Annotated in this window: 20 protein-coding genes and 3 tRNA genes; 16 read left to right on the forward strand and 7 right to left on the reverse strand. The window is 64.1% G+C overall.

Annotation, left to right across the window (positions count from 1 at the left end):
• Window positions 1-110 precede the first annotated feature (110 nt).
• The 8 genes from cofG (at window position 111) to OKQ63_RS07580 (ending at window position 7,463) form a co-directional block, all read left to right on the forward strand.
• Window positions 111-1,253 carry a 7,8-didemethyl-8-hydroxy-5-deazariboflavin synthase CofG gene (gene cofG / locus OKQ63_RS07545; protein WP_264213330.1) on the forward strand — a complete coding sequence of 381 codons (1,143 nt, stop codon included), beginning with the start codon at window positions 111-113 and terminating at the stop codon, window positions 1,251-1,253.
• Complete coding sequence (gene cofH / locus OKQ63_RS07550; protein WP_264213331.1) at window positions 1,250-2,524, forward strand: 5-amino-6-(D-ribitylamino)uracil--L-tyrosine 4-hydroxyphenyl transferase CofH; 1,275 nt, start codon at window positions 1,250-1,252, stop codon at window positions 2,522-2,524. The genes cofG and cofH overlap by 4 nt, the downstream gene beginning before the upstream one ends.
• Complete coding sequence (gene cofD / locus OKQ63_RS07555) at window positions 2,521-3,489, forward strand: 2-phospho-L-lactate transferase (RefSeq protein ID WP_264213332.1); 969 nt, start codon at window positions 2,521-2,523, stop codon at window positions 3,487-3,489. The genes cofH and cofD overlap by 4 nt, the downstream gene beginning before the upstream one ends.
• Window positions 3,486-4,145: a 2-phospho-L-lactate guanylyltransferase gene (gene cofC, locus OKQ63_RS07560; RefSeq protein WP_264213333.1), complete on the forward strand. Its 660-nt coding sequence runs from the start codon at window positions 3,486-3,488 to the stop codon at window positions 4,143-4,145. The genes cofD and cofC overlap by 4 nt, the downstream gene beginning before the upstream one ends.
• Complete coding sequence (cofE, locus tag OKQ63_RS07565; protein ID WP_264213334.1) at window positions 4,142-4,915, forward strand: coenzyme F420-0:L-glutamate ligase; 774 nt, start codon at window positions 4,142-4,144, stop codon at window positions 4,913-4,915. Before cofC ends, cofE begins: the two co-directional genes overlap by 4 nt.
• The gene (gene npdG / locus OKQ63_RS07570; RefSeq protein ID WP_264213335.1) at window positions 4,912-5,580 is read left to right on the forward strand and encodes an NADPH-dependent F420 reductase; all 669 of its coding nucleotides are present in this window, start codon (window positions 4,912-4,914) and stop codon (window positions 5,578-5,580) included. Before cofE ends, npdG begins: the two co-directional genes overlap by 4 nt.
• 25 nt (window positions 5,581-5,605) lie before the next feature.
• Entirely contained in the window at window positions 5,606-6,646 is a 1,041-nt protein-coding gene (locus tag OKQ63_RS07575; RefSeq protein ID WP_264213336.1) for a TIGR03842 family LLM class F420-dependent oxidoreductase, read from the forward strand.
• A gap of 193 nt (window positions 6,647-6,839) precedes the next feature.
• Complete coding sequence (locus OKQ63_RS07580) at window positions 6,840-7,463, forward strand: TetR family transcriptional regulator C-terminal domain-containing protein (protein ID WP_264213337.1); 624 nt, start codon at window positions 6,840-6,842, stop codon at window positions 7,461-7,463.
• Between the two features lie 334 nt (window positions 7,464-7,797).
• Here OKQ63_RS07580 and OKQ63_RS07585 read toward each other — a convergent pair whose 3' ends face one another.
• Window positions 7,798-7,968 carry a hypothetical protein gene (locus OKQ63_RS07585; RefSeq protein WP_264213338.1) on the reverse strand — a complete coding sequence of 57 codons (171 nt, stop codon included), beginning with the start codon at window positions 7,966-7,968 and terminating at the stop codon, window positions 7,798-7,800.
• 277 nt (window positions 7,969-8,245) lie between these two features.
• Here OKQ63_RS07585 and OKQ63_RS07590 point away from each other — a divergent pair, with 277 nt between their 5' ends.
• From OKQ63_RS07590 to OKQ63_RS26095, 3 genes are read left to right on the forward strand one after another with little or no spacing between them, the layout of a single operon-like run.
• Window positions 8,246-8,437, forward strand: coding sequence for a hypothetical protein (locus OKQ63_RS07590; RefSeq protein WP_264213339.1), 192 nt, complete (start codon window positions 8,246-8,248; stop codon window positions 8,435-8,437).
• A 20-nt stretch (window positions 8,438-8,457) separates the two neighbouring features.
• Window positions 8,458-8,901 carry a periplasmic substrate-binding domain-containing protein gene (locus OKQ63_RS07595; RefSeq protein WP_264213340.1) on the forward strand — a complete coding sequence of 148 codons (444 nt, stop codon included), beginning with the start codon at window positions 8,458-8,460 and terminating at the stop codon, window positions 8,899-8,901.
• A gap of 28 nt (window positions 8,902-8,929) precedes the next feature.
• On the forward strand, window positions 8,930-9,316 hold the full coding sequence (locus OKQ63_RS26095; protein WP_350356305.1) for an ABC transporter permease subunit: 387 nt from the start codon (window positions 8,930-8,932) through the stop codon (window positions 9,314-9,316).
• 580 nt (window positions 9,317-9,896) lie between these two features.
• On the opposite strand, the gene OKQ63_RS07600 is transcribed toward OKQ63_RS26095, so the two are convergent.
• The 3 genes from OKQ63_RS07600 to OKQ63_RS07610 all read right to left on the reverse strand — a co-directional run bounded on the left by OKQ63_RS07600 (window position 9,897) and on the right by OKQ63_RS07610 (window position 11,312).
• Window positions 9,897-9,971, reverse strand: a tRNA-Asn gene (locus OKQ63_RS07600).
• A 279-nt stretch (window positions 9,972-10,250) separates the two neighbouring features.
• Window positions 10,251-10,325, reverse strand: a tRNA-Asn gene (locus OKQ63_RS07605).
• Between the two features lie 69 nt (window positions 10,326-10,394).
• The gene (locus OKQ63_RS07610) at window positions 10,395-11,312 is read right to left on the reverse strand and encodes an MBL fold metallo-hydrolase (protein ID WP_264213341.1); all 918 of its coding nucleotides are present in this window, start codon (window positions 11,310-11,312) and stop codon (window positions 10,395-10,397) included.
• 85 nt (window positions 11,313-11,397) lie between these two features.
• Between OKQ63_RS07610 and OKQ63_RS07615 the strand changes: the two genes are divergently transcribed.
• Complete coding sequence (locus OKQ63_RS07615) at window positions 11,398-12,717, forward strand: ATP-binding protein (protein ID WP_264213342.1); 1,320 nt, start codon at window positions 11,398-11,400, stop codon at window positions 12,715-12,717.
• 123 nt (window positions 12,718-12,840) lie between these two features.
• On the opposite strand, the gene OKQ63_RS07620 is transcribed toward OKQ63_RS07615, so the two are convergent.
• The 3 genes from OKQ63_RS07620 to OKQ63_RS07630 all read right to left on the reverse strand — a co-directional run bounded on the left by OKQ63_RS07620 (window position 12,841) and on the right by OKQ63_RS07630 (window position 15,396).
• The gene (locus OKQ63_RS07620; protein WP_264213343.1) at window positions 12,841-14,025 is read right to left on the reverse strand and encodes a hypothetical protein; all 1,185 of its coding nucleotides are present in this window, start codon (window positions 14,023-14,025) and stop codon (window positions 12,841-12,843) included.
• Window positions 14,026-14,346: 321 nt separating this feature from the next.
• Window positions 14,347-14,422: transfer RNA gene (locus OKQ63_RS07625), tRNA-Ile, on the reverse strand.
• Between the two features lie 38 nt (window positions 14,423-14,460).
• Complete coding sequence (locus tag OKQ63_RS07630) at window positions 14,461-15,396, reverse strand: LysR family transcriptional regulator (RefSeq protein WP_264213898.1); 936 nt, start codon at window positions 15,394-15,396, stop codon at window positions 14,461-14,463.
• A gap of 120 nt (window positions 15,397-15,516) precedes the next feature.
• Between OKQ63_RS07630 and OKQ63_RS07635 the strand changes: the two genes are divergently transcribed.
• From OKQ63_RS07635 to rnd, 4 genes are all read left to right on the forward strand, one after another.
• Window positions 15,517-16,491, forward strand: coding sequence for an MBL fold metallo-hydrolase (locus OKQ63_RS07635; protein ID WP_264213344.1), 975 nt, complete (start codon window positions 15,517-15,519; stop codon window positions 16,489-16,491).
• Window positions 16,492-16,615: 124 nt separating this feature from the next.
• Window positions 16,616-17,662 (forward strand): phosphoribosylformylglycinamidine cyclo-ligase, encoded by a 1,047-nt coding sequence (gene purM / locus OKQ63_RS07640; RefSeq protein WP_264213345.1) that lies wholly within the window; start codon window positions 16,616-16,618, stop codon window positions 17,660-17,662.
• On the forward strand, window positions 17,659-18,255 hold the full coding sequence (purN, locus tag OKQ63_RS07645) for a phosphoribosylglycinamide formyltransferase (RefSeq protein WP_264213346.1): 597 nt from the start codon (window positions 17,659-17,661) through the stop codon (window positions 18,253-18,255). The genes purM and purN overlap by 4 nt, the downstream gene beginning before the upstream one ends.
• A 75-nt stretch (window positions 18,256-18,330) precedes the next feature.
• Window positions 18,331-19,488, forward strand: a complete 1,158-nt coding sequence (rnd, locus tag OKQ63_RS07650; RefSeq protein ID WP_264213347.1) for a ribonuclease D — start codon at window positions 18,331-18,333, stop codon at window positions 19,486-19,488.
• Window positions 19,489-19,555 lie beyond the last annotated feature (67 nt).

The raw sequence follows: 19,555 nt of genomic DNA on the forward strand, positions 1-19,555 counted from the left end.
TTATTTTACCAAGGAGATAATCTCGAAACGCCCTTCATTTTTTGACTTAGTGATAAAAACTATTTGACAGGCCGCGGCATCTTCCACAGTCTTGGCGGCAGGAGGAGACCATGAATATTCAATTGCTCAGCTCAGGTGCGGCCTGGGCGGAGACGGGAGATCTGCATGCCTTGATGGCCCGTGCCCGCCGGATCCGCGACGCCCGCTGGGGGCGCACCGTCACCTATTCCCGCAAGGCCTTCGTGCCGCTGACGAACATGTGCCGCGACACCTGCGGCTACTGCACCTTCGTCAAGCATCCGGATTCGCCGGAGGCCAATATCATGACGCCGGAGCAGGTGCTGGCGGTGGCGCAGAAAGGCGAGCGCGAGGGCTGCAAAGAACTCCTCTTCAGCCTCGGCGAGAAGCCGGAGCTGCGCTATGAGAAGGCCCGCAAGGGTCTGGAACGGCTGGGGTATTCCCGCCTGACAGATTATCTGCGCGACATGTGCGAGCTGGTGCTAACGGAAACCAGCCTGCTGCCGCATGTGAACGCGGGCACCCTTACGGACGACGAGATCGACGTGCTGCGCCCGGTCTCCGCCTCGATGGGGATGATGCTGGAAACCGTCAGCCGCCGCCTGACCCGCAAGGGCCAGCCGCACCATGCCTGCCCCGACAAGGTGCCGGTGCAGCGGCTGCGCACGCTGGAGCGCGCGGGCCAGAAGCAGGTTCCCTTTACCACCGGCCTGCTAATCGGCATCGGCGAGACATTTGCCGAGCGGATCGAGGCGCTGCACGCGATCAACGCCGCCCACGCCCGCCATGGCCACATCCAGGAAGTCATCATCCAGAACTTCCAGCGCAAGCCGGATATAGAGATGGCAAACCACCCGGAACCGGCGCTGGAGGACATGCTGCGCACCATCTCTGCCGCCCGCATCATCCTCGCGCCGGAGATCAGCCTGCAGGCGCCGCCGAACCTCAGCGCCCGCCACATCGCCTATCTGGAGGCGGGCATCAATGACTGGGGCGGCATCTCGCCCGTCACCATCGACTTCATCAACCCGCAGCACGAATGGCCGGAGATCCGGGCGCTGGCACGCTCCTGCGCCGGGGCCGGGTTCGAGCTGCGCGAGCGGCTCACCGTTTACCCCCGCTACCTGACCGGGGACAGCGGCTTCATCAACCCCGGCGTGCTGGCCCGCGCGGCCGGCATGGCCCAGGAAAACGGGCTGGCCCGCGAGCAGCGCCACATCGGAGAGACAGCATGACCATCCAGCAATCCGCAGAGAATTTTGCCGCGGTCCCGGCTGCCGTCGCCGCCGCCTCCGCCCCGGTCCGCGCCATCCTGGAGATGGCGCTGGAGGGCGGAGAGGTGTCCGAAGCCGAAGGCGCCGAGCTGTTCCGCGCAACCGGCGCCGACGCCGAAGCGGTCTATGCCGTCGCGGACGCGCTGCGCCGCCGCGCCAATGGCGACCGCGTGTCCTTTGTGGTGAACCGCAACATCAACTTCACCAACATCTGCTATATGGGCTGCCGTTTCTGCGGCTTTGCCAAGCGCAGCGAGGACAAGGGCGCCGAGTGGCTGGAACCTGCGCAGATCGTCGAGCGCGCGCAGCGGGCCTGGGACCGCGGCGCGACCGAGGTCTGCATCCAGGGCGGCCTGCACCCCAAGATGGAAGGCACCTATTACCGCGACATCATCCGCGCCATCAAGGCGGCGCTGCCGGACATGCACATCCACGCCTTCTCGCCGTTTGAGATCTGGTACGGCGCGTCCAAGACCAAGATGTCCTATCACGACTTCCTGGCCGATCTGAAGGACGCGGGCCTCGGCTCGATGCCCGGCACCGCGGCGGAGATCCTCGACACCGAAGTGCGGATGCAGCTCACCAAGAACAAGCTGAGCGCCGAGAAATGGGTGGAGATCATCCGCGCGGCGCATGAGACCGGCATCCCGACCACCGCGACCATCATGTATGGCCATATCGACGGGCCGGAGCATTGGGCGGCGCATATCCGCCTCTTGCGCGACATTCAAAAGGACACCGGCGGCTTCACCGAACTGGTGCCGCTCTCCTTCGTGCACACGGAATCGCCCTTGTGGGCGCAGAACCCGGACAAGGTGCGCCCCGGCCCCACCGCGCTGGAGGTGGACCTGATGCACGCAGTCTCGCGCATCATGCTGCACGGCTGGATCGACAACATCCAGGTGAGCTGGACCAAGCTGGGCGCGGCACGCGCGCAGCAGATGCTGTCACGCGGGGTGAACGACCTTGGCGGCACGCTGATGAACGAAAGCATCTCCCGCGCGGCCGGTGCGGCCCACGGCCAGGAAATCACCGCGCGCGAGCTGGCGCAGATCATCCGTGCCGCAGACCGGGTGCCGGTGCGCCGCAGCACGGTCTACGAGGTGCGCGAAGTCTACGAGCATCACGACCCCGATGAGCTGGCGCCGCTGGTCGACCGGCAGGGGCGCGATCCGCTGGAATTTCTCCAGATGTTCCCGGAGCGCGGCACCGTGCTGGAGGCAGCGGAATGAGCGGCGCGGTGACACGCAAGGTGACCCTGCTGGCCGGCGGCGTCGGCGGTGCCAAGATGGCGGAAGGCCTGGCGGCACTCCCGGACGTGGCGCTGTCGGTCATTGGCAACATCGCGGATGACGACGATTTTCACGGCCTTTGGGTCTCCCCCGACATCGACACGCTGACCTACAGCCTGGCGGATGTGATCGACCGCAACCAGGGCTGGGGTGTTGCAGACGAAGGCCACCGCGCGCTGGACACGCTGGCCCGGCTGGGCGCGGACACCTGGATGTCCCTGGGCGACCGCGACTTCGGCCTGCACATCTACCGCACCATGCGCCGCCGCCGCGGCGACCGGCCCAGCCTGATTGCCCGCGACACCGCGCGCGCATTCGGCATCAAGGCCGAGATCCTGCTGCCCACGGACGACACCGTGCAGACCCGGGTGCGCACCGATGCAGGATGGCTCAGCTTTCAGGAGTATTTCGTGCGCGAACGCTGCGCGCCCGAGGTGCGGGAGCTGGCCTTTCACGGCCTGGAGCAGGCCCGCCCCGCGCCCGAAGCCCTGGCGGTGCTGGCTGCTGCCGATCTGATTGTAATCGCCCCGTCCAACCCCTTGGTCAGCATCGCTCCGATCCTTGGCGTGCCCGGCATCACAGAGGCCCTGCGCCAGTCCCCGGCGCAAAAGATTGCCGTCAGCCCCTTCATCGCGGGCAAGGTGGTCAAGGGGCCCGCCGACCGGATGATGACGGCGCTTGGCGAACGCGCCGACGCGGCCGGGGTGGCGCAACGCTACAGCGGCCTCGCCGGCAGGCTGGTCATTGACCACGCGGACGCCGCGCTGGCCGACAGCATCCGTGCCCAAGGCATGACACCTGCCTGCAGCGCGATCCTGATGCAATCGCTGGAGGACAAGACCCGCCTCGCGCGCGAAATTCTGGATCTGGCTTTTGCCGGGGTTCCGGCGGAGGCAGGCGCATGACCGCGCTGGCAGGCGCCGGCAAGCGGCTGGCCGTGATCCCGATGAAGGACCCGTCAAAGGCCAAGACCCGGCTGGGCATCGCCCTGCCGCCGAAAGAGCGCGAGGCGCTGGCCAGATGCCTGTTCCGGGCCACCATCGCCCGGCTGCAGTCTGCCGCGGCAACCCTGCCGGAAGGCACCGTTGACATCGCCGTAGTTTCGCACAGCCCGGTGATCGCGCGCATCGCCCGGCGGGCCGGGCTGATCTGCATTGACGACAACGATCCGGGAACACTGTCGCTGGCGGTAGAGGCGGCGTCTGCCTGGGCGGCGGTGCAGGGGTATGAGGCACTGTGCGTGCTGCCCGGCGACCTGGCGGACCCGTCCCCGGCGGATCTCGCCCGGCTGCTGGCGCATCCGCTGGACGGCACCCGCGCGGTGCTGTGCCCGGCCGCCGACCTCGGCACCAACGCGCTGCTGACGCCGCTGCCCTGTCCCTTTCCGTTCCGCTACGGGCAGAAGTCGCTGATCGCCCATCTGCACGCGGCGGAGGCGGCCGGGCTCTGCCCGGTGGTCCTGCCGCTGAACAGCCTGCGCACCGACGTCGACACCGCGGAGGATCTGGACCATCTGCTGGAACAGAACCCCCGGGTCCTCGCGCGGGAGGGCGCGCTATGAGCCTCTCTGTATCGCTCGCCGCCATCCCCGGCGTGCCGGAAATCCGCAACGGCGACGATCTGGCCGCCATTCTGGGCGATTGCCTGCAGGCATCGGGTCTCGGCCTGCAAACCGGCGACATCCTCTGCGTCGCGCAAAAGGTGTTCTCCAAGGCCGAGGACTGCATCATCCCGCTCGCCTCGGTCACGCCATCGGCAGAAGCCATCAAATACAGCGAGGAGCTGAACAAGGACCCGCGCAAGGTCGAAATCGTGCTGCGCGAAAGCACCCGCGTGGTGCGGGCCTTCCGCCGCCCCGACCAGAACGAGGGCACGATGATCTGCGAGCACCGGCTTGGCTTCATCTCCGCCAATGCGGCGGTCGATGAATCCAACTTCGGCGAGGAAGACGCGGCGATGGTGCTGCCGCCCGACCCGGATGCCAGCTGCGCCCGCCTGCAGCAGGCGCTGTCGCGCCGTTTTGATGCCGGAATCGGCGTGGTGATGACCGACACTTTCGGACGCCCCTGGCGGCTGGGGCAGGTCAATGTCGCCATCGGCCTGTCCAAGGTGCCGGCCACCATCCGCGAGCAAGGCAACCTGGACGCCTGGGGCCGGCCCCTGCAGGTGACCGAACCGGCGCTGGCCGATGAGATCGCCGCCGCCTCCGGGCTGGTGGTGCGCAAGAACGGAAAAACCCCGGCGGTGCTCTTGCGCGGGCTCGACTGGCAGCCCGCCGACAGCCGCGGCGCCGACATTCTACGGAAAAAACAGGAGGATATGTTCCGATGAGGATCGCAATCATTGGCGGCACCGGGCCGCAAGGACAGGGGCTGGCGCTGCGGTTTGCCCGCGCGGGGATCGCCGTGGCACTGGGCTCGCGCGATGGCGGCCGCAGTGCAGGCATCGCCGCGGATCTGATGGCAAAACTGCCGGCAGGCGCCGCGAAAATCGAAGGGCTGGACAACGAGGCCGCGACCAAGGCCGCCGATGAGATGGTGGTGCTGGCGGTGCCGTTCTCGGCCCATAACGCCACGCTGGAGGCGCTGAAGCCGCATCTGGCGGGCAAGATCCTGGTCGATATCGTGGTGCCGCTGAAGGAGGGCGACCCCAAAAAGGTGGAGATGCCGCCCGAAGGCTCCGCCACCGAGGCCGCGCAGGCGCTCTTGGGCGACGGGATCCCGGTGATCGGCGCGCTGCACAATGTGTCGGCCACGACGCTGAACAATCTCGACTGGCCGATCAACTGCGACATCCTGGTCTGCGGCAACAGCCTGCCCGCCCGCAAGAAGGTGATCGAGCTGGTCGGCGCGCTGGACGTGCAGGCCTACAACGCCGGCGACGCCGAGGCCGCCCGCTGCATCGAGGCGATCACCCCGATCCTGATCCGCCAGAACATTTCCAAGGCGGTGCCCTTCACCCATGCGGGCATCCGCATCTGGGCTCCCGATCACTGATATTCCAATAGAGGAGGAAACACACATGGAATTCGGTATTTGCTTCAAAGGCTTCGTTGAACCGGAACGCGCCCGCGCTCTGGTCCGCCAGGCCGAGAACGCTGGCTTCACCTACTGCTGGTTCTACGACAGCCACATCCTGTGGCGCGAAAGCTTCGTCGCGATGGCGATGTGCATGGAGCACACCACCAACATGCGCTTCGGCCCGCTGGTGACCAACCCCAACTCGCGCGAATGGTCGGTGGCGGCCTCGCTGTTCGGCTCGCTGGCAAAACAGTCCGGCGGCCGTTTCGACATCGGCCTGGGCCGCGGCGACAGCGCGGTGCGGGTGATGGGCAAGAAGCCCTCCACGCTGAAGCGGCTGGAAGAGTTCACCCATGTGGTGAAATCGCTGATCCGCGGCGAGGAAGTGCAATACGGCGAATGCCCCGAGCCGGTGAAATTCCCCTGGGCCAACGGCTATGAGCTGCCGGTCTGGATCGGCGCCTACGGCCCCAAGGCGCTGGCCTCGGCCGGCCGGGTGGGCGACGGCGTGGTGCTGCAGATCGCGGAACCCAAGATCATCAAATGGCTGGCGGACCAGGCCAAGAACGCGGGCGCCGAGGCCGGGCTCGACATGTCGGGCTACAAGGTGATGGCCGCCGCCCCCGCCCACACCGGCCCGATCGACGAAGCAATCGAAAAGGTGAAATGGTTCCCGGCGATGGTCGGCAACCACGTCGCCGACATCGTCGAGAAATACGGTGCAGACAGCGATCAGGTGCCCTCCAGCCTGACCGACTACATCAAGAACCGCAAAGGCTATGACTATTCCAAGCACGGCCAGAGCGATAACCCCTATCTCGATTTCATCACCGAGGACATCATCAAGAGCTTCTGCGTTCTGGGCACTCCGGATGAGCATATCGCCAAGATCCGCGATCTCGAAGCCGCCGGCACCACCCAGTTCAACATCTATCTGGACAGCGGCGACGAGGAGAAGATCATCGCCGACTACGGCGACCATATCATCCCGGCCTTCCGCGAAGAGCAGGCGGCCCGCGCCCCGATGATGGCTGCGTCCTGATCTTCTCCCCGAGGGACACCGCCAGCCGGCGGGCAGCCTTTGCTGCCCGCCGCATCCCTTTCGGCCGCGGCATTTTCCCGGCCCCACAGGACATTTTGAACCACCAGCATTTGCACGGCGCCGCTGGCCTCCGCCTTTGACTTGTGCCAATAGGGCGCCAGAATGTATTTGAAACGGAAATGGCGGATTACGCATGGCGCGCATGGCAGCTGAGAAGCCGAAGACCCGGATCCAGCGGCAGAAGACGGAGCAGATCCTGGCCGCCGCGCTGGAGGTGTTTGCCCAGCATGGATCCTCGGGCGCGTCGATCAACCTGATTGCCAAGACCGCCGGGCTGACCACGCCCAACCTGCTGTATTATTTCGAAAGCAAGGATGCGATCCGCCGCGAGCTTCTGGGCCGCACCCTGCAGCTGTGGATGGCGCCGCTGAACATGCTGAGCCCGCACGGCGACCCGATCGAGGAAATCTGCCAGTACATCCGCCGCAAGCTGGAGATCTCGCAGAATTTTCCCAAAGAAAGCAAGTTCTTCGCCAACGAGATCCTGAGCGGCCTGCCGCGGTCCCGCAGCGAGATCTTCGGCCCGCTGAAAGAGCTGTACAACGCCAAGATCATGGTGCTGGAGGATTGGATGCGCGACGGGCGGATGGCTGCAGTTGATCCGCATCACCTGCTGTTCTCGATCTGGGCCACCACCCAGCATTATGCCGACTTCGACGTCCAGATCGAGGAAATCGCCCCGGGCAAGGCGCAGGACCGCTTTGCCGAGGCAGAAGTGTTCCTCTTCGAGATGTATAAGAAACTGCTGACGGTATGAGGCCGCGAAAAGGGGTGCTTGCCGCAAAGCCAGCAGAAGGGCTTGGCCGGCGCAACTGAACCCGGTACGTCCAGCCCGGCTGAACCAGTTCCGCTGCGTCTATTGAGAGGAGTGTGTTCGATTGTTCCGGCACGGCAGCGGGCGGCGCTGCCGGTGAGGCATTTGCTGAACTGCTGCCGGTTAATGCTGAAATGCCGGCAGCTATCCGAGACAGAACACCCATATCAGCACAGCAGCCTGAGACTCTCCGAGAGGTGAGTTTCCAAGGTTGCAACCATCCAGAAATGTCACCGGCTGCGCAAAACAGGACTGTCACCGATGGCGCCTTGCGGAGTCAGCCCTCGATAACTTCGATAGGCCATGACGCGCCGGGCGTGACAGACGCTTCATCGTCATCGCCGGTGCGCTTGTCTTCGGTGAGCTGCCCGATCAGCTGGAGACCCAGTTGGAAAGATTGGATTGGATCGATGCCATAGACTTTCTTGTCCTTGATAAAGCCGTCCACTGAAACAACAGCTTAGTAGTCTTCAGCGCCGCCCTGGCTGCCATCGGTCGAAATTGTCGCCTCGACACCTTCGTCAGATACTACTCGCAGTTTGACTTGCTTCACGCTGTTGCCTCTCTGTCCGTGACCCTGGCGGCCGGCCTTGCCGACTGCCATTCGGCTCATATCCCATCTTCTCCGGGTTTGTCCTCACCTTGGGGTAGGCTGGCGCGGCGTCCTGCATCTCTTTGATATGTTCGGGAACGGCGCTCAGGCGCTTGTTCTCTGTGATTGCGGCATGGGTGACGCGCTGATCCTGTTGAAGGTTTTGCAGGGCAGGGCGCGGCCTTTGAAACGCAGCTCGAACCGGCCATCCACAAAGGCATACGTGTCCGCATATTTGCCGACCGATCCGCGCGTGATGTGGATGCCGCCCGCGCGCTGGTTGCAGATGACGGTGCGGCAGGCACTGTGTTGCGCCTGGATTTAGTCAATAATGCCAACCGGGCAATGGTCGCCCAGATCCTTCAGGCCAATGCCGCTGAAATTGGCCTGGTTGCCGGATTGAACGGTCAGGACGAAGGCACGTTCTGGAGCGCCGATGCATCCCGCGCTGCCGACCTGGAGCTGCATGTGGAATCCTGGACCGGCAGTTCCGGCGGCATCTGCACGATGCAGTATTTCGCTTTGGACCAGATTGGCGCCTGGAACCGGGAAGGGCCGAGCAATCCGGAATGTGACGCCTGGGTCCAGAAGGGGCGCACCAGCACTGATGAAACGGAGCGCGGAAAGCCAAACCAAAAGATGCAGGAACTCATGGTGGAGGCGGACGGCCCGGCCAGCGCCATGATTGAGCCGCGGGCGGCCTGCGCGGCAAAGGCAGAATTCGCAGGGCGGCTGGGGCTGGGCATTCCGCTTCTGTCTGGCGGCAGTGCGCCGCAACGGGGCGTTTGACAGGTTCCTTGGGGTGCTTTCTGTCAGTGTGACCGCTGTCCCCTCGGTCGTCATCGCAATCTATGGAATTCTGTTGTTCTCTGCCCAACAGGGTCGGCAGCCAGCAATTGGTGCAGGAGAGGGCGGGGTCGGGCCGGCGTTTCATCATCTGATCATTCCGGCTGCTGCGGTTGGCCTCGGGCGGGCCGGTTATCCGGGCCGGCTGGTGCGGGCCTCGATGATCGAGGGGGGGACGGCGAACTGTATCCGCAATGCCCGTTCCTTTGGCCTGAGCGAGCCGTGCATCATCTCCCGGTATGCACAGCGGATGGCGGTGGCACCAACGATCACTGTGCTGGGGCCGGGGTCGGCTACATGCGGGGCGGCGCGGTCGTTGCGCAAATCCTCTTTGCCAGGTCCGCCATCGGAAAGCTGATGTATGACACGGTAATTCTGCGCACATATCCGGTGACACTGGGTGGGTTCAGGTTTCCTGCGTCCTGCTGATCGCCGCCGAAGCGGTTCTCTGCGTCCTTGTCGTGGGCGTCATGCCGGAGGCTGATGCTGCAGGAGGGTTTCGATTTTGCCGGCCTCGCGCCCTGGCCGGCGGAGTCGGGGGTATCCCGCTGGTGCTGGCGCTGCTTGGGATCACCTTTCTTGGCGAAGCGCGGCGCGCGATGCTTTCGAGCCGCGACTTGGCGGAAAGGGCTGAGCCTTGGTTGAGGCACTTCTCGGCCTGCAGGACCTTGCCGTCCGCTACGGCCCCGTCCAGGCGGTAAAATGGGCTTCCTTCTCGCTGCAAAAGGGCCGTAGCCCGGGCGTCGCCTGTGAAAGGGGTTCTGGCAAATCGACCCAGTTTGGGCGCTGACGATGCAGGCATGTTTTCGGCCTTCTCAATGCTCCAACACCTGCAGGCGGTGTGTGCAGCCGGATGTGACAGAGAATGTGCCCAGAACGACAAAAGCGCCCCAAGATGGAGCGCTTTTTTGTTTTCTGCCAACACCTTGAAGAAGGGTTGGCTCCGGCGGTAGGGATCGAACCTACGACCAATTGATTAACAGTCAACTGCTCTACCGCTGAGCTACGCCGGAATGTGAGGCGTCGTATAGGATTTCCGACCTGTGGCGTCCAGAGAAAAATTCGCTTTTCAGGCGATTATTTTGCGGTAGCGGTCCAGGGGAACAGAGCGGAGCAGCACGGCAGGCCGATACTGCTGTGCGGCGGCTTGCCTGTGTCCGGAAGCCGGTGCGGGGCAGCTCAGATTTCGGTGGGGAAACCGGCACAGCACCAGCCCGCAATCAGGAAAACCGTCGCGGGCCGCATCTGGCGGAAGTCAGCCTAATGGGCTGATCTATAAGGTGTTTTGAAGTTGGCTCCGGCGGTAGGGATCGAACCTACGACCAATTGATTAACAGTCAACTGCTCTACCGCTGAGCTACGCCGGAACGGTCCGTGCCGTATAGCGCCCCCTGAAACAGGCGTCCAGAGGGCGGAGGAAGATTTCTCAAAAAAGTTCAGCCGCCGCGCGGCTCGAAAACGGCGGAGGCAGACAGAGGGCCTTGCGGCGCCGCCAGCGATCTGCCGGTGAGATCCACAAGATGGGCAAAGACGTTGCGCTCGGCGGCTTTCAGCAATGCGGGCGGGGTGTCGGTGTAGATCTGCTCTGCCAGGGTGCGGGCGGTAGCCGGAGCCCGGGCCAGGGCCTCCAGAATCGCTGCTTCGCGGGATTCGCGGTGGGCGATCAGCCAATCGAGCCTGCCGGCGGGATCTCCGACCGGCGCGCCGTGGCCGGGATAAAAGACCCGCCAGCTGCGCTGGCGCAAGCGGCGGCAGGAGGCCATGAAGTCGGTCAGGTCGCCATCCGGCGGCGAGACCAGCGAACTGGCCCAGCCCATCACGTGATCGGCAGTGAAGCAGGCGTCGCCCCACGCCAGCGCAATATGATTGCCGAGGTGGCCGGGCGTGTGAATCACTTCCATCTGCCAGCCGTTCCCGTGCACGATCTCGCCATCGGACACGGTGATCTCCGGGACAAATGCTGTGTCGATGCCCTCGCCGCCGCCGGCCAGCCCGCGCACTGCCAGCCGGGACATGACGCCGCTGCGCCCCGCTTCGGGCCCGCCAAAGGCATAGACGGGTGCGCCGGTGGCTGTGCTGAGGGCGCGGGAAAGCGGTGAATGATCAAGGTGGCTGTGGGTCACAATGATGTGGGTGATCAGCTGGCCGGGCTGCACCGCTGCTAGAATCGCCGCCAGATGCGCGGCTGAGTCCGGCCCCGGATCAATTACGGCAAGCCCGCTGGTGCCGATCACATAGGTGTTGGTGCCGCGATAGGTCATCGGTGAGGGATTCGGCGCCAGGATTCGGCGCAGGCCGGGCTCCAGTTCCTCGGCCGGTCCGGGTTGCGGGTTGAAATCATCTGGTGCCTGCATGGTCTTGCCCCCGTTGCTGCAGTCCTGCGCCGATGCGCGTCCGGACTGTCTTTCCTCTTTTCCTGACGCCCTATAGGCTTAGCCCATGTTCTTCAAATGGCTCAAACGATATATGCCGCGCAGCCTCTATGCCCGGGCGGCTCTGATCCTGGTGGTGCCCATCGTGGCGCTGCAAATCGTGGTGTCCGTGGTGTTTATCAAGCGGGATCTTGAGGATGTGACCGTGCAGATGACGGCCACCATCCAGCGGGAGTTCGAGCTGCTGCGCCAGGTTGCGGACGCGGCGCCGGACCAGGAAACGGCACTGGTGCAGATCACGCCGCTGCTGCAGCCGCTGAACATGCAGGCAAGGTTTCTGCCGCCTGGCGCTCCGCTGCCGGAGGATCAATTCAGCCTGATCGAGTTCTCCGGCCGGGTGGTGCGTGAAGAGCTGGAAAAAACCTTCCCGGGATTTCTGGCGGCCAGGTTTCTCCCGGACCGCACGGTGCAGGTCTATTTCGGCAGTGCGCACGGTCTGGTGGAGCTGAGCTTCGACCGGCGCCGGGTGACCGCCGCCGCGCCGCATCAGCTGATTGTCACCATGCTGCTGTTCGGCTTTCTGATGATGCTGATCTCTTTCCTCTACATGCGCAACCAGCTGCGTCCGATCAAGCGGCTGGCCAATGCGGCCGAGGCGTTCGGGCGCGGGCGCGCGGTGCCGTATTCGCCTGCCGGAGCGACTGAAGTGCGGGCGGCGGGCAGCGCTTTTCTGAACATGCGGGCACGGATCGAGCGGCAGATCGAGCAGCGCACCCTGATGCTGTCGGGGGTGAGCCATGACCTGCGCACGCCGCTCACCCGGATGAAGCTGGAGCTGGCGATGCTGGACGAAGAGGACGCGGCGCCGATGCTGCGCGACGTTGACGAAATGCAGGCGCTGCTGGATGCGTTTCTGGATTTCACCCGCGGTGCTGCGGTCAGCGAGCCTGAACCGGTGGAACCGCAAGAGCTGGTCCGGACCATCATCAGCGACTGGCAGCGCCAGGAAAAGCAGGTGACGCTGGGCGAGGTGACCGGAGCAGGGGAAGTGATGCTGCGGCGGCAGCCGATGCGGCGGGCGGTGGAGAACCTGATTTCAAACGCAGTGCGTTATGGCACAAAGGCGCGTGTGTCGGTGGCGGTGACCGACCGGTCGATGCGTATCCGGGTCGAGGATGACGGGCCGGGCATCCCGGCGGAACAGCGCGGCGACGCGATCCGCCCCTTCACCCGGCTGGATCCGGCCCGAAACCAGGACCGCGGCTCCGGCGTCGGATTGGGGCTGGCAATCGTGGCCGATACCGCGCGTGCCCACGGCGGGACCCTGCGGCTGGGCGAAAGCACTGATCTGGGCGGGCTGAAGGCAGATATCGTGATTGCCCGCTGAGCCGGTCCAGTCCCGAGGCACCGGAAAATCAAAATGCGGCCCCGGGCAGGGAGCCGCCTTCGCGCCAGGCAAATGGCATTGCTTGGCAGACTGGATTCTGCGGGCCAGAGCGGCCCTTCCTGCCTACGCGAGTTCCTTGGACAGTGCGGTGAACCCCTGTTCGATAGCCGAGGCGGCCTTGACCAGGTTTTCGCCGCCAGATGCGATGCTTGTCACAGCGGTGGACAGCCCCAGACTGCCGATCCAGATTGCCCATTTGGTCCAGACCGGATCCTTGTGGCGCAGCGCATCAACCGCTTTCTGGGAGCTGTCTCGGAACTTCTCAGCAGGCTTGATGCTGACGTGATAGGCTTCGATATCCTTGATCAGCTTGGCAGTGGCCTTGCGGGCTGCTTCCATGGCGGCAAACAGCCCGTCGAGCTTCTTGCTCTTGTACTTGCGGTCCTTGGCCATCTTGCCCAGCTTTTTCTCGATCTCCTTGTCGAGCTTGCCCTGTTTGTCCAGCAGTTTGTTCAGCTTCTTGCCCAGTGCTGCAATTTCCAGGTCGATGTTCTTGAGTTTGGCCTTGTAGGTTTCCAGATGCTTGTCGACCCGGTTGAAGCCGGCTGTTTCGATCATCAGAAAGTCAGCAAGGAATTCCTTGCCGATCTCCTTGGCTTTCACCTTGGCCTTGGACTGTTTCTCATAGTCCGCAACCAGCTGCTTCAGCGCCTTTTCCAGTTCGCCGTGGATTTTGACGATGTCCGAGGTCACCTTCTGAACCGCCCGGGCGACCGAAACGATGCTTTGTGCGATTCCATAGATGCTTGCTGCAATCGACACGCCGCCGGTCACCGCGCCAGCCGCCAGTGAGGCGGTGCTGCCGATGGCACAGGCACTGCCGAGGACAATGGAACTGACCACCTTGACCCGGTATTTCTTGCGGTCCTTGTTGGCCTGCTTCCACTTGTCGAAATGCTTGGTCGCGACCTGTTCGATCGACTTTTCGTATTTTGCAAAGATCTTCTTGATGTCATCGTCAAGCTCCTTGCACTCCTTGTCGCTCAGCGGCAGCACGGAACCCAGATCATTGGCCGCCTTGACACGCAGGCTGCACTCGGTGAGCAATTTCTTGTATTCCTTGGTGGCGTCATCATAGAGCTTGGCGACAAAACGGGCGTCGGTATCCAGCTCTGCGGCTGCCGTCTTGTCTACTTCCACGGTTGCCGCGAAGTTCATGTTGCCGAGCTGGACGAACTTGGGCTTCACCGCTTTGGTGACCTCATTCTTCACGTCCGCTTTGATAATGGTAAGTTTTTCGGTCGCCATGATATCTCGTGCCTCAAAGTTGGTTTTCCAGCGGAATGCGGGGCCTGGAAACGTGTCGAAATCGCTACGGAACAAATGAAAGGGCCTGCTCTCGGGCTACTCTACCGGACAGCGGGCTTTAGGAAAGCAAAAGCTTGGCGCGGTTTGAAGGGTGTTTTCCCCAGAAAGCCTTGCGTCAGCCTGCGGCCACGCCGCAGCCCAGCCGGTTGAGCATTGCTATAGGCGCCTTGGGGGCAATGGGAGCGCTTTCCCGGGTGCGCGCCGCGCCGCGAGGCAAAGCTGCGCGCGGGCCAAATTGCGGCGGCTGTTTGGCGGGGGAATTGGTAGGCCCGGCAGGATTCGAACCTGCAACCAAAGCGTTATGAGCGCTCTGCTCTAACCGTTGAGCTACAGGCCCGCCATTGCCAATGTGGTTAGAAAATGGGGCGGATAAGGTCAAGCGGTGATTGCAGGGAGGACAGGCGAATCCGCATGCCTGCTCCGGTGCAGGGCCTCCAGCCGCGCAACCGTGTGCTCAATGGTCAGATCCCGGCGCCGGTCCGGCGTGCGCCGGGAGGGGTAGACAGCGAAGACCGCTTTCAGCGGCGCCTCGTAGCTTGGCAGCACCAGTTCGTATTCGCCGGAGGCCAGTTGTTCTTCGATCATGAAGCGGGGCGCGCGGGTATAGCCGGAGCCGCTGCTGACCGCGCGCATGATCAGGTCGGGGTCGTCGGCAGTAAAGCCGACCTGGACCGGCGCGGGATATTCCTGCCCGCCGCGGCGCAGCGGGAAGAAACCGCGGGTCTGATCCTCGTGATGCTGAATGAATTTGAGCCGCTGCAGCTCTTCCGGTGTTTGCGGGCGGCCTTCCCGGTCCAGGTAGGCCGGTGTGGCGAACAGGACGGTTTCCAGGGTGGAAATCCGGCGCCCGAATCCGTCTGTGTCGCCCAGCCGCCCGGTCCGGATCGCCAGGTCGTAGCCCTCGCGCACCACATCGACCAGCCGGTCCTCCAGGCGCATCACGACGTTCAGATCCGGGTGCTCGCGGTTCAGATCCAGCAGCATCGGGCCGATCACGCTGCGCCCCAGAAAGGAATTCACGCTGATGCGGAAGGTGCCTGACACGCTGCCTTCGAGTGCGTCCAGCTCTGCCGTCATCCGGTTGTAGCCAGTAAGAAGGGTCTGGGCGTGGCTGTATACCAGATCCCCTGCACGGGTTGCGTGGATGCCTTTGGCGGTCCGGTGCAGCAGCTGCTGGCCGGTCAGGGTTTCCAGTTGCTTTACCTGCTGGCTGACTGCGGACTGCGTGATGCCGCGGCGCTGAGCGGCCCGGTTCAGGCTGCCTTCATCCAGTGCCAGGGTGAAGGTCTCCAAAAGAGTCAGCCTGTCCATCATCTTCCTATCAGTATTGCTTATAACCGTTATCGGATCTGCGGGGCTGCTATCGCCGGATTGGCGGGGTTATTTCCGGCTCACAGGAAAAATCGCCTCAATTGGATATCGGAGTTTCTTATGACAATCAATCGCAGGGTGTTTTTGAGCGGGCTGGCAGCTGCCCCGGCCGCGGCACTGGGAAGCGGGTTTGCCGGCACTGGCTGGGCATGGGCCGCGGCGGGGACGGCTGCGGCTGTCACCCATTCTTTCACATTGGGAGATGCAAAAATCACCGTGCTTCTGGATGGGCATCTTCCCCTGGGGACGCAGCTGTTCAACGGCTATGACGCGGCCAAAGCCGGAACTGTGCTGGCGCAGGGGCTGCACCGGCTGCAGGACGGCGGGCTGCAGATCCCGGTCAATGGTTACCTGATTGAGCGTGCCGGGCAGAAGCTGCTCATCGACACCGGCACTGCCCAGCTGATGGGGCCGGGCCTTGGCGCGCTGGGCGCAGGGCTGGCAGCAGCAGGAGCGGCACCCGAAAGTATCGATACGGTGCTGCTGACCCATATCCACCCGGACCACTCCGGCGGGCTGATCACACCGGAGGGTACGGCTGTCTTTGCCAATGCCGAACTGGTGGTTGCGCAGCGGGAGTGGGACTTCTGGCATGACGACGCGGTCCTTGCCGGTGTGCCCGAGAGCAGCCGTGGCTTCTTTGACATCGCCCGCAACTCGGTCGCGCCGTATGCCAGCCGCCTGAAACTGCTGCAGCGAGAAGAGGAGGCCGCTGCCGGCTTCACCGCGCTGGAACTGCCGGGCCATACACCGGGCCACACCGGGTTCATGCTGGACGCGGGCAGTGAGGGGCTGCTGTTCTGGGGCGACCTGATCCACAGCGCCGCGCTGCAGTTTGCCCTGCCGGACTGGACCATCGCCTTTGATACCGATCCGGCCCAGACGGCGGCCACCCGGCGGCGGATGCTGGACCGGGCGGCGGCGGACAATCTGCTGGTCACAGGTGCGCATCTGGACTTTCCGGCGCTGGGCCGGGTGCTGCGCCAAGGCGAAGCCTACGCCTATCAGGCGGCCCCCTGGCAGTTTGGTATCTGAGACCGGCGGTCCTGTCGTGAAAACCACCCTGCTGCGCTGTCCGGGATGGCGCAGCTGATTCCCTAGTTCCCTTCTGATGCGCCTTGCGCTAAAGGCTGCGCAACCGATTTGAAGGAGCCAAGTGATGACCAGCGGCAAGAACGGCTTGACCTATGCAGACGCAGGTGTGGACATTGATGCGGGCAACGCCCTGGTCGACCGGATCAAGCCGGCCGCCAAGCGCACCAACCGCTCCGGCGTGATGAGCGGGCTGGGCGGTTTCGGCGCCCTGTTCGATCTGAAAGCCGCTGGCTACAGCGATCCGATCCTGGTCGGCGCCACCGACGGTGTCGGCACCAAGCTGCGGATTGCCATCGACACCGGCGTGGTGGACGGCGTTGGCATCGACCTGGTGGCGATGTGCGTCAATGACCTGGTCTGCCAGGGCGCCGAACCGCTGTTCTTCCTCGACTATTTTGCCACCGGCAAGCTGGAAACCGAAACCGCCGCCCGCATCATTGAAGGCATCGCCGAGGGCTGCGTGCGCTCCGACTGCGCGCTGATCGGCGGCGAGACTGCGGAAATGCCGGGCATGTATCCGGAAGGCGATTTCGACCTCGCGGGTTTTGCGGTTGGCGCGATGGAGCGCGGCTCGGCGCTGCCCGAAGGCGTGGCGGAAGGCGACGTGCTGCTGGGGCTGGCCTCTGACGGTGTGCACTCCAACGGCTACTCGCTGGTGCGCAAGCTGGTCGAGGTTTCCGGCCTGGGCTGGGATGCGGATTGCCCGTTTGGCGAGGGCACCCTGGGTGAAGCGCTGCTGACCCCGACCCGCCTGTATGTAAAACAGTGCCTGGCCGCGGTGCGGGCAGGGGGCGTGCATGCGCTGGCCCATATCACCGGCGGTGGCCTGACCGAGAACCTGCCGCGGGTGCTGCCCGAAGACTTGGGCGCCGACATCGACCTGAACGCCTGGGAACTGCCGCCCGTGTTCAAGTGGATGGCAGCCACCGGCAGCATTGCCGAAGCGGAAATGCTGAAGACCTTCAACTGCGGCATCGGCATGATCCTGTCAGTCTCTGCAGACCGCGCCGATGCGCTGACCGAAGTGCTGCAGGCCGAGGGCGAGACCGTGTCCCGCCTGGGCACCGTGACCAAAGGCGCCGGCATGCGCTATGCGGGCAAGCTGCTGTGAGCCACAAGAAGGTTGCCATCCTGATCTCCGGCGGCGGCTCCAACATGGTGTCGCTGCTGGAGAGCATGACCGGCGACCATCCGGCGCGGCCTTGCCTGGTTCTGTCCAACAACGCCGATGCCGGCGGGCTGGTCAAGGCGGCCGCCGCAGGCGTGGCGACCGCTGTGGTGGATCACCGCCCGTACAGGGGCGACCGCGAAGCCTTTGAGGCGGAGCTGGTGAAGCCGATTTTCGAAGCCGGGGCCGACATTGTCTGCCTGGCCGGTTTCATGCGGGTGCTGACCGCGGGGTTTGTTGCGCAGTTCGAAGGCCGGATGCTGAATATCCACCCCTCTCTGCTGCCGAAATACAAGGGCCTGAACACCCACGCGCGCGCGCTGGAGGCAGGGGATGCCGAGCATGGCTGCACCGTGCACGAGGTGACGCCGCGCCTGGATGACGGCCCCATCCTCGGCCAGGCCCGGGTGCCGGTACTTGAGAATGACACGCCGGAGGCGCTGGCTGCACGTGTTCTGGTTCAAGAACACAACCTCTATCCGGCGGTGCTGCGCCGCTTTGCCGGGGGACACAAGACGCCGGTTCTGCTGGGCTGAAGCCCGGCTGTTTGCATTGCCGGGGACAAGCGCGTATCACGTCCCGGCCCACACGAGATTGAAAAGCCGTAATTGATGAAAACTCTGACCACCACCGAAGAACTGCAGGCCTTTTGCGAAACAGCCGCTCAGCATCCTTATGTCACGGTGGATACCGAGTTTCTGCGGGAGCGGACGTATTACTCCAAGCTCTGCCTGATCCAGCTGGCTTTTGCCGGCGATGGCGAGACCGATGCGGTTCTGGTCGATCCGCTGGCCGATGGCATCTCGCTGGAGCCGCTTTATGCGTTGTTCCGCGATGAGACCGTGGTCAAGGTGTTCCACGCTGCCCGCCAGGATCTGGAAATCTTCTGGGTTGATGCCGGGGTATTCCCCAAGCCGCTGTTCGACACCCAGGTGGCGGCAATGGTCTGCGGCTTCGGCGAGCAGGCGGGCTATGAGACGCTGGTGCGCAAGATCGTCAAGCAGGGGCTGGACAAGACTTCGCGCTTTACCGACTGGTCGCGCCGCCCGCTGAGCGAGGCGCAGAAGACATACGCGCTGGCGGATGTGACCCATTTGCGCAAGATCTATGAGTTCCTGGCCGCGGAGCTGGAAAAGAGCGGCCGCGCCCATTGGGTCACAGAAGAACTGCAGGTGCTGACAGATCCGGCAACCTATGATCTCCAGCCGGAAGAGGCTTGGAAACGAGTCAAGACACGCACCACCTCGGGCAAGTTTCTGGCAGTCGTGCGCGAGCTTGCGGCATTCCGCGAAGTTTATGCGCAAACCAACAACGTGCCGCGCAACCGGGTCTTCAAGGATGACGCGCTGGTAGAGCTGGCCTCGACCAAGCCGCGCACGGGCGGCGAGCTGGGCGGCTCCCGCCTGCTGCTGCGCGAGGCGCGCAAGGGGGCGATTGCCGAAGGTATTCTGGAGGCCGTGGCCAAAGGCGTCGCCTGCCCGGCGGAAAACCATCCCAAGATGGACCGCAGCAAGGAGAAGCTGCAGGTGAACCCGGCGCTGGCGGACCTGCTGCGGGTGCTGCTGAAGGCCAAGACCGAGGCGGAAGGAGTCGCGGCCAAGCTGATTGCCCCGAGCGCCGATCTGGATGCTATTGCGGCGGGCCTGCGCGATGTTCCCGCGCTCAGCGGCTGGCGGCGGGAAGTCTTCGGCGCCGATGCGCTGCGGCTGTGCGAAGGCAAAATCGGCCTGGCAGCCGACGGCCAGGCTGTACAGGTTGTGGAGCTTTAGTCACTGCAGGGCTTTTGACGGACAAGAGGAACGCCTGCATCTGCGGGCGTTTTCCTTTTTCGGCTGC

The organism is Leisingera thetidis (assembly GCF_025857195.1).
GTDB classification, from domain to species: Bacteria; Pseudomonadota; Alphaproteobacteria; order Rhodobacterales; family Rhodobacteraceae; genus Leisingera; species Leisingera thetidis.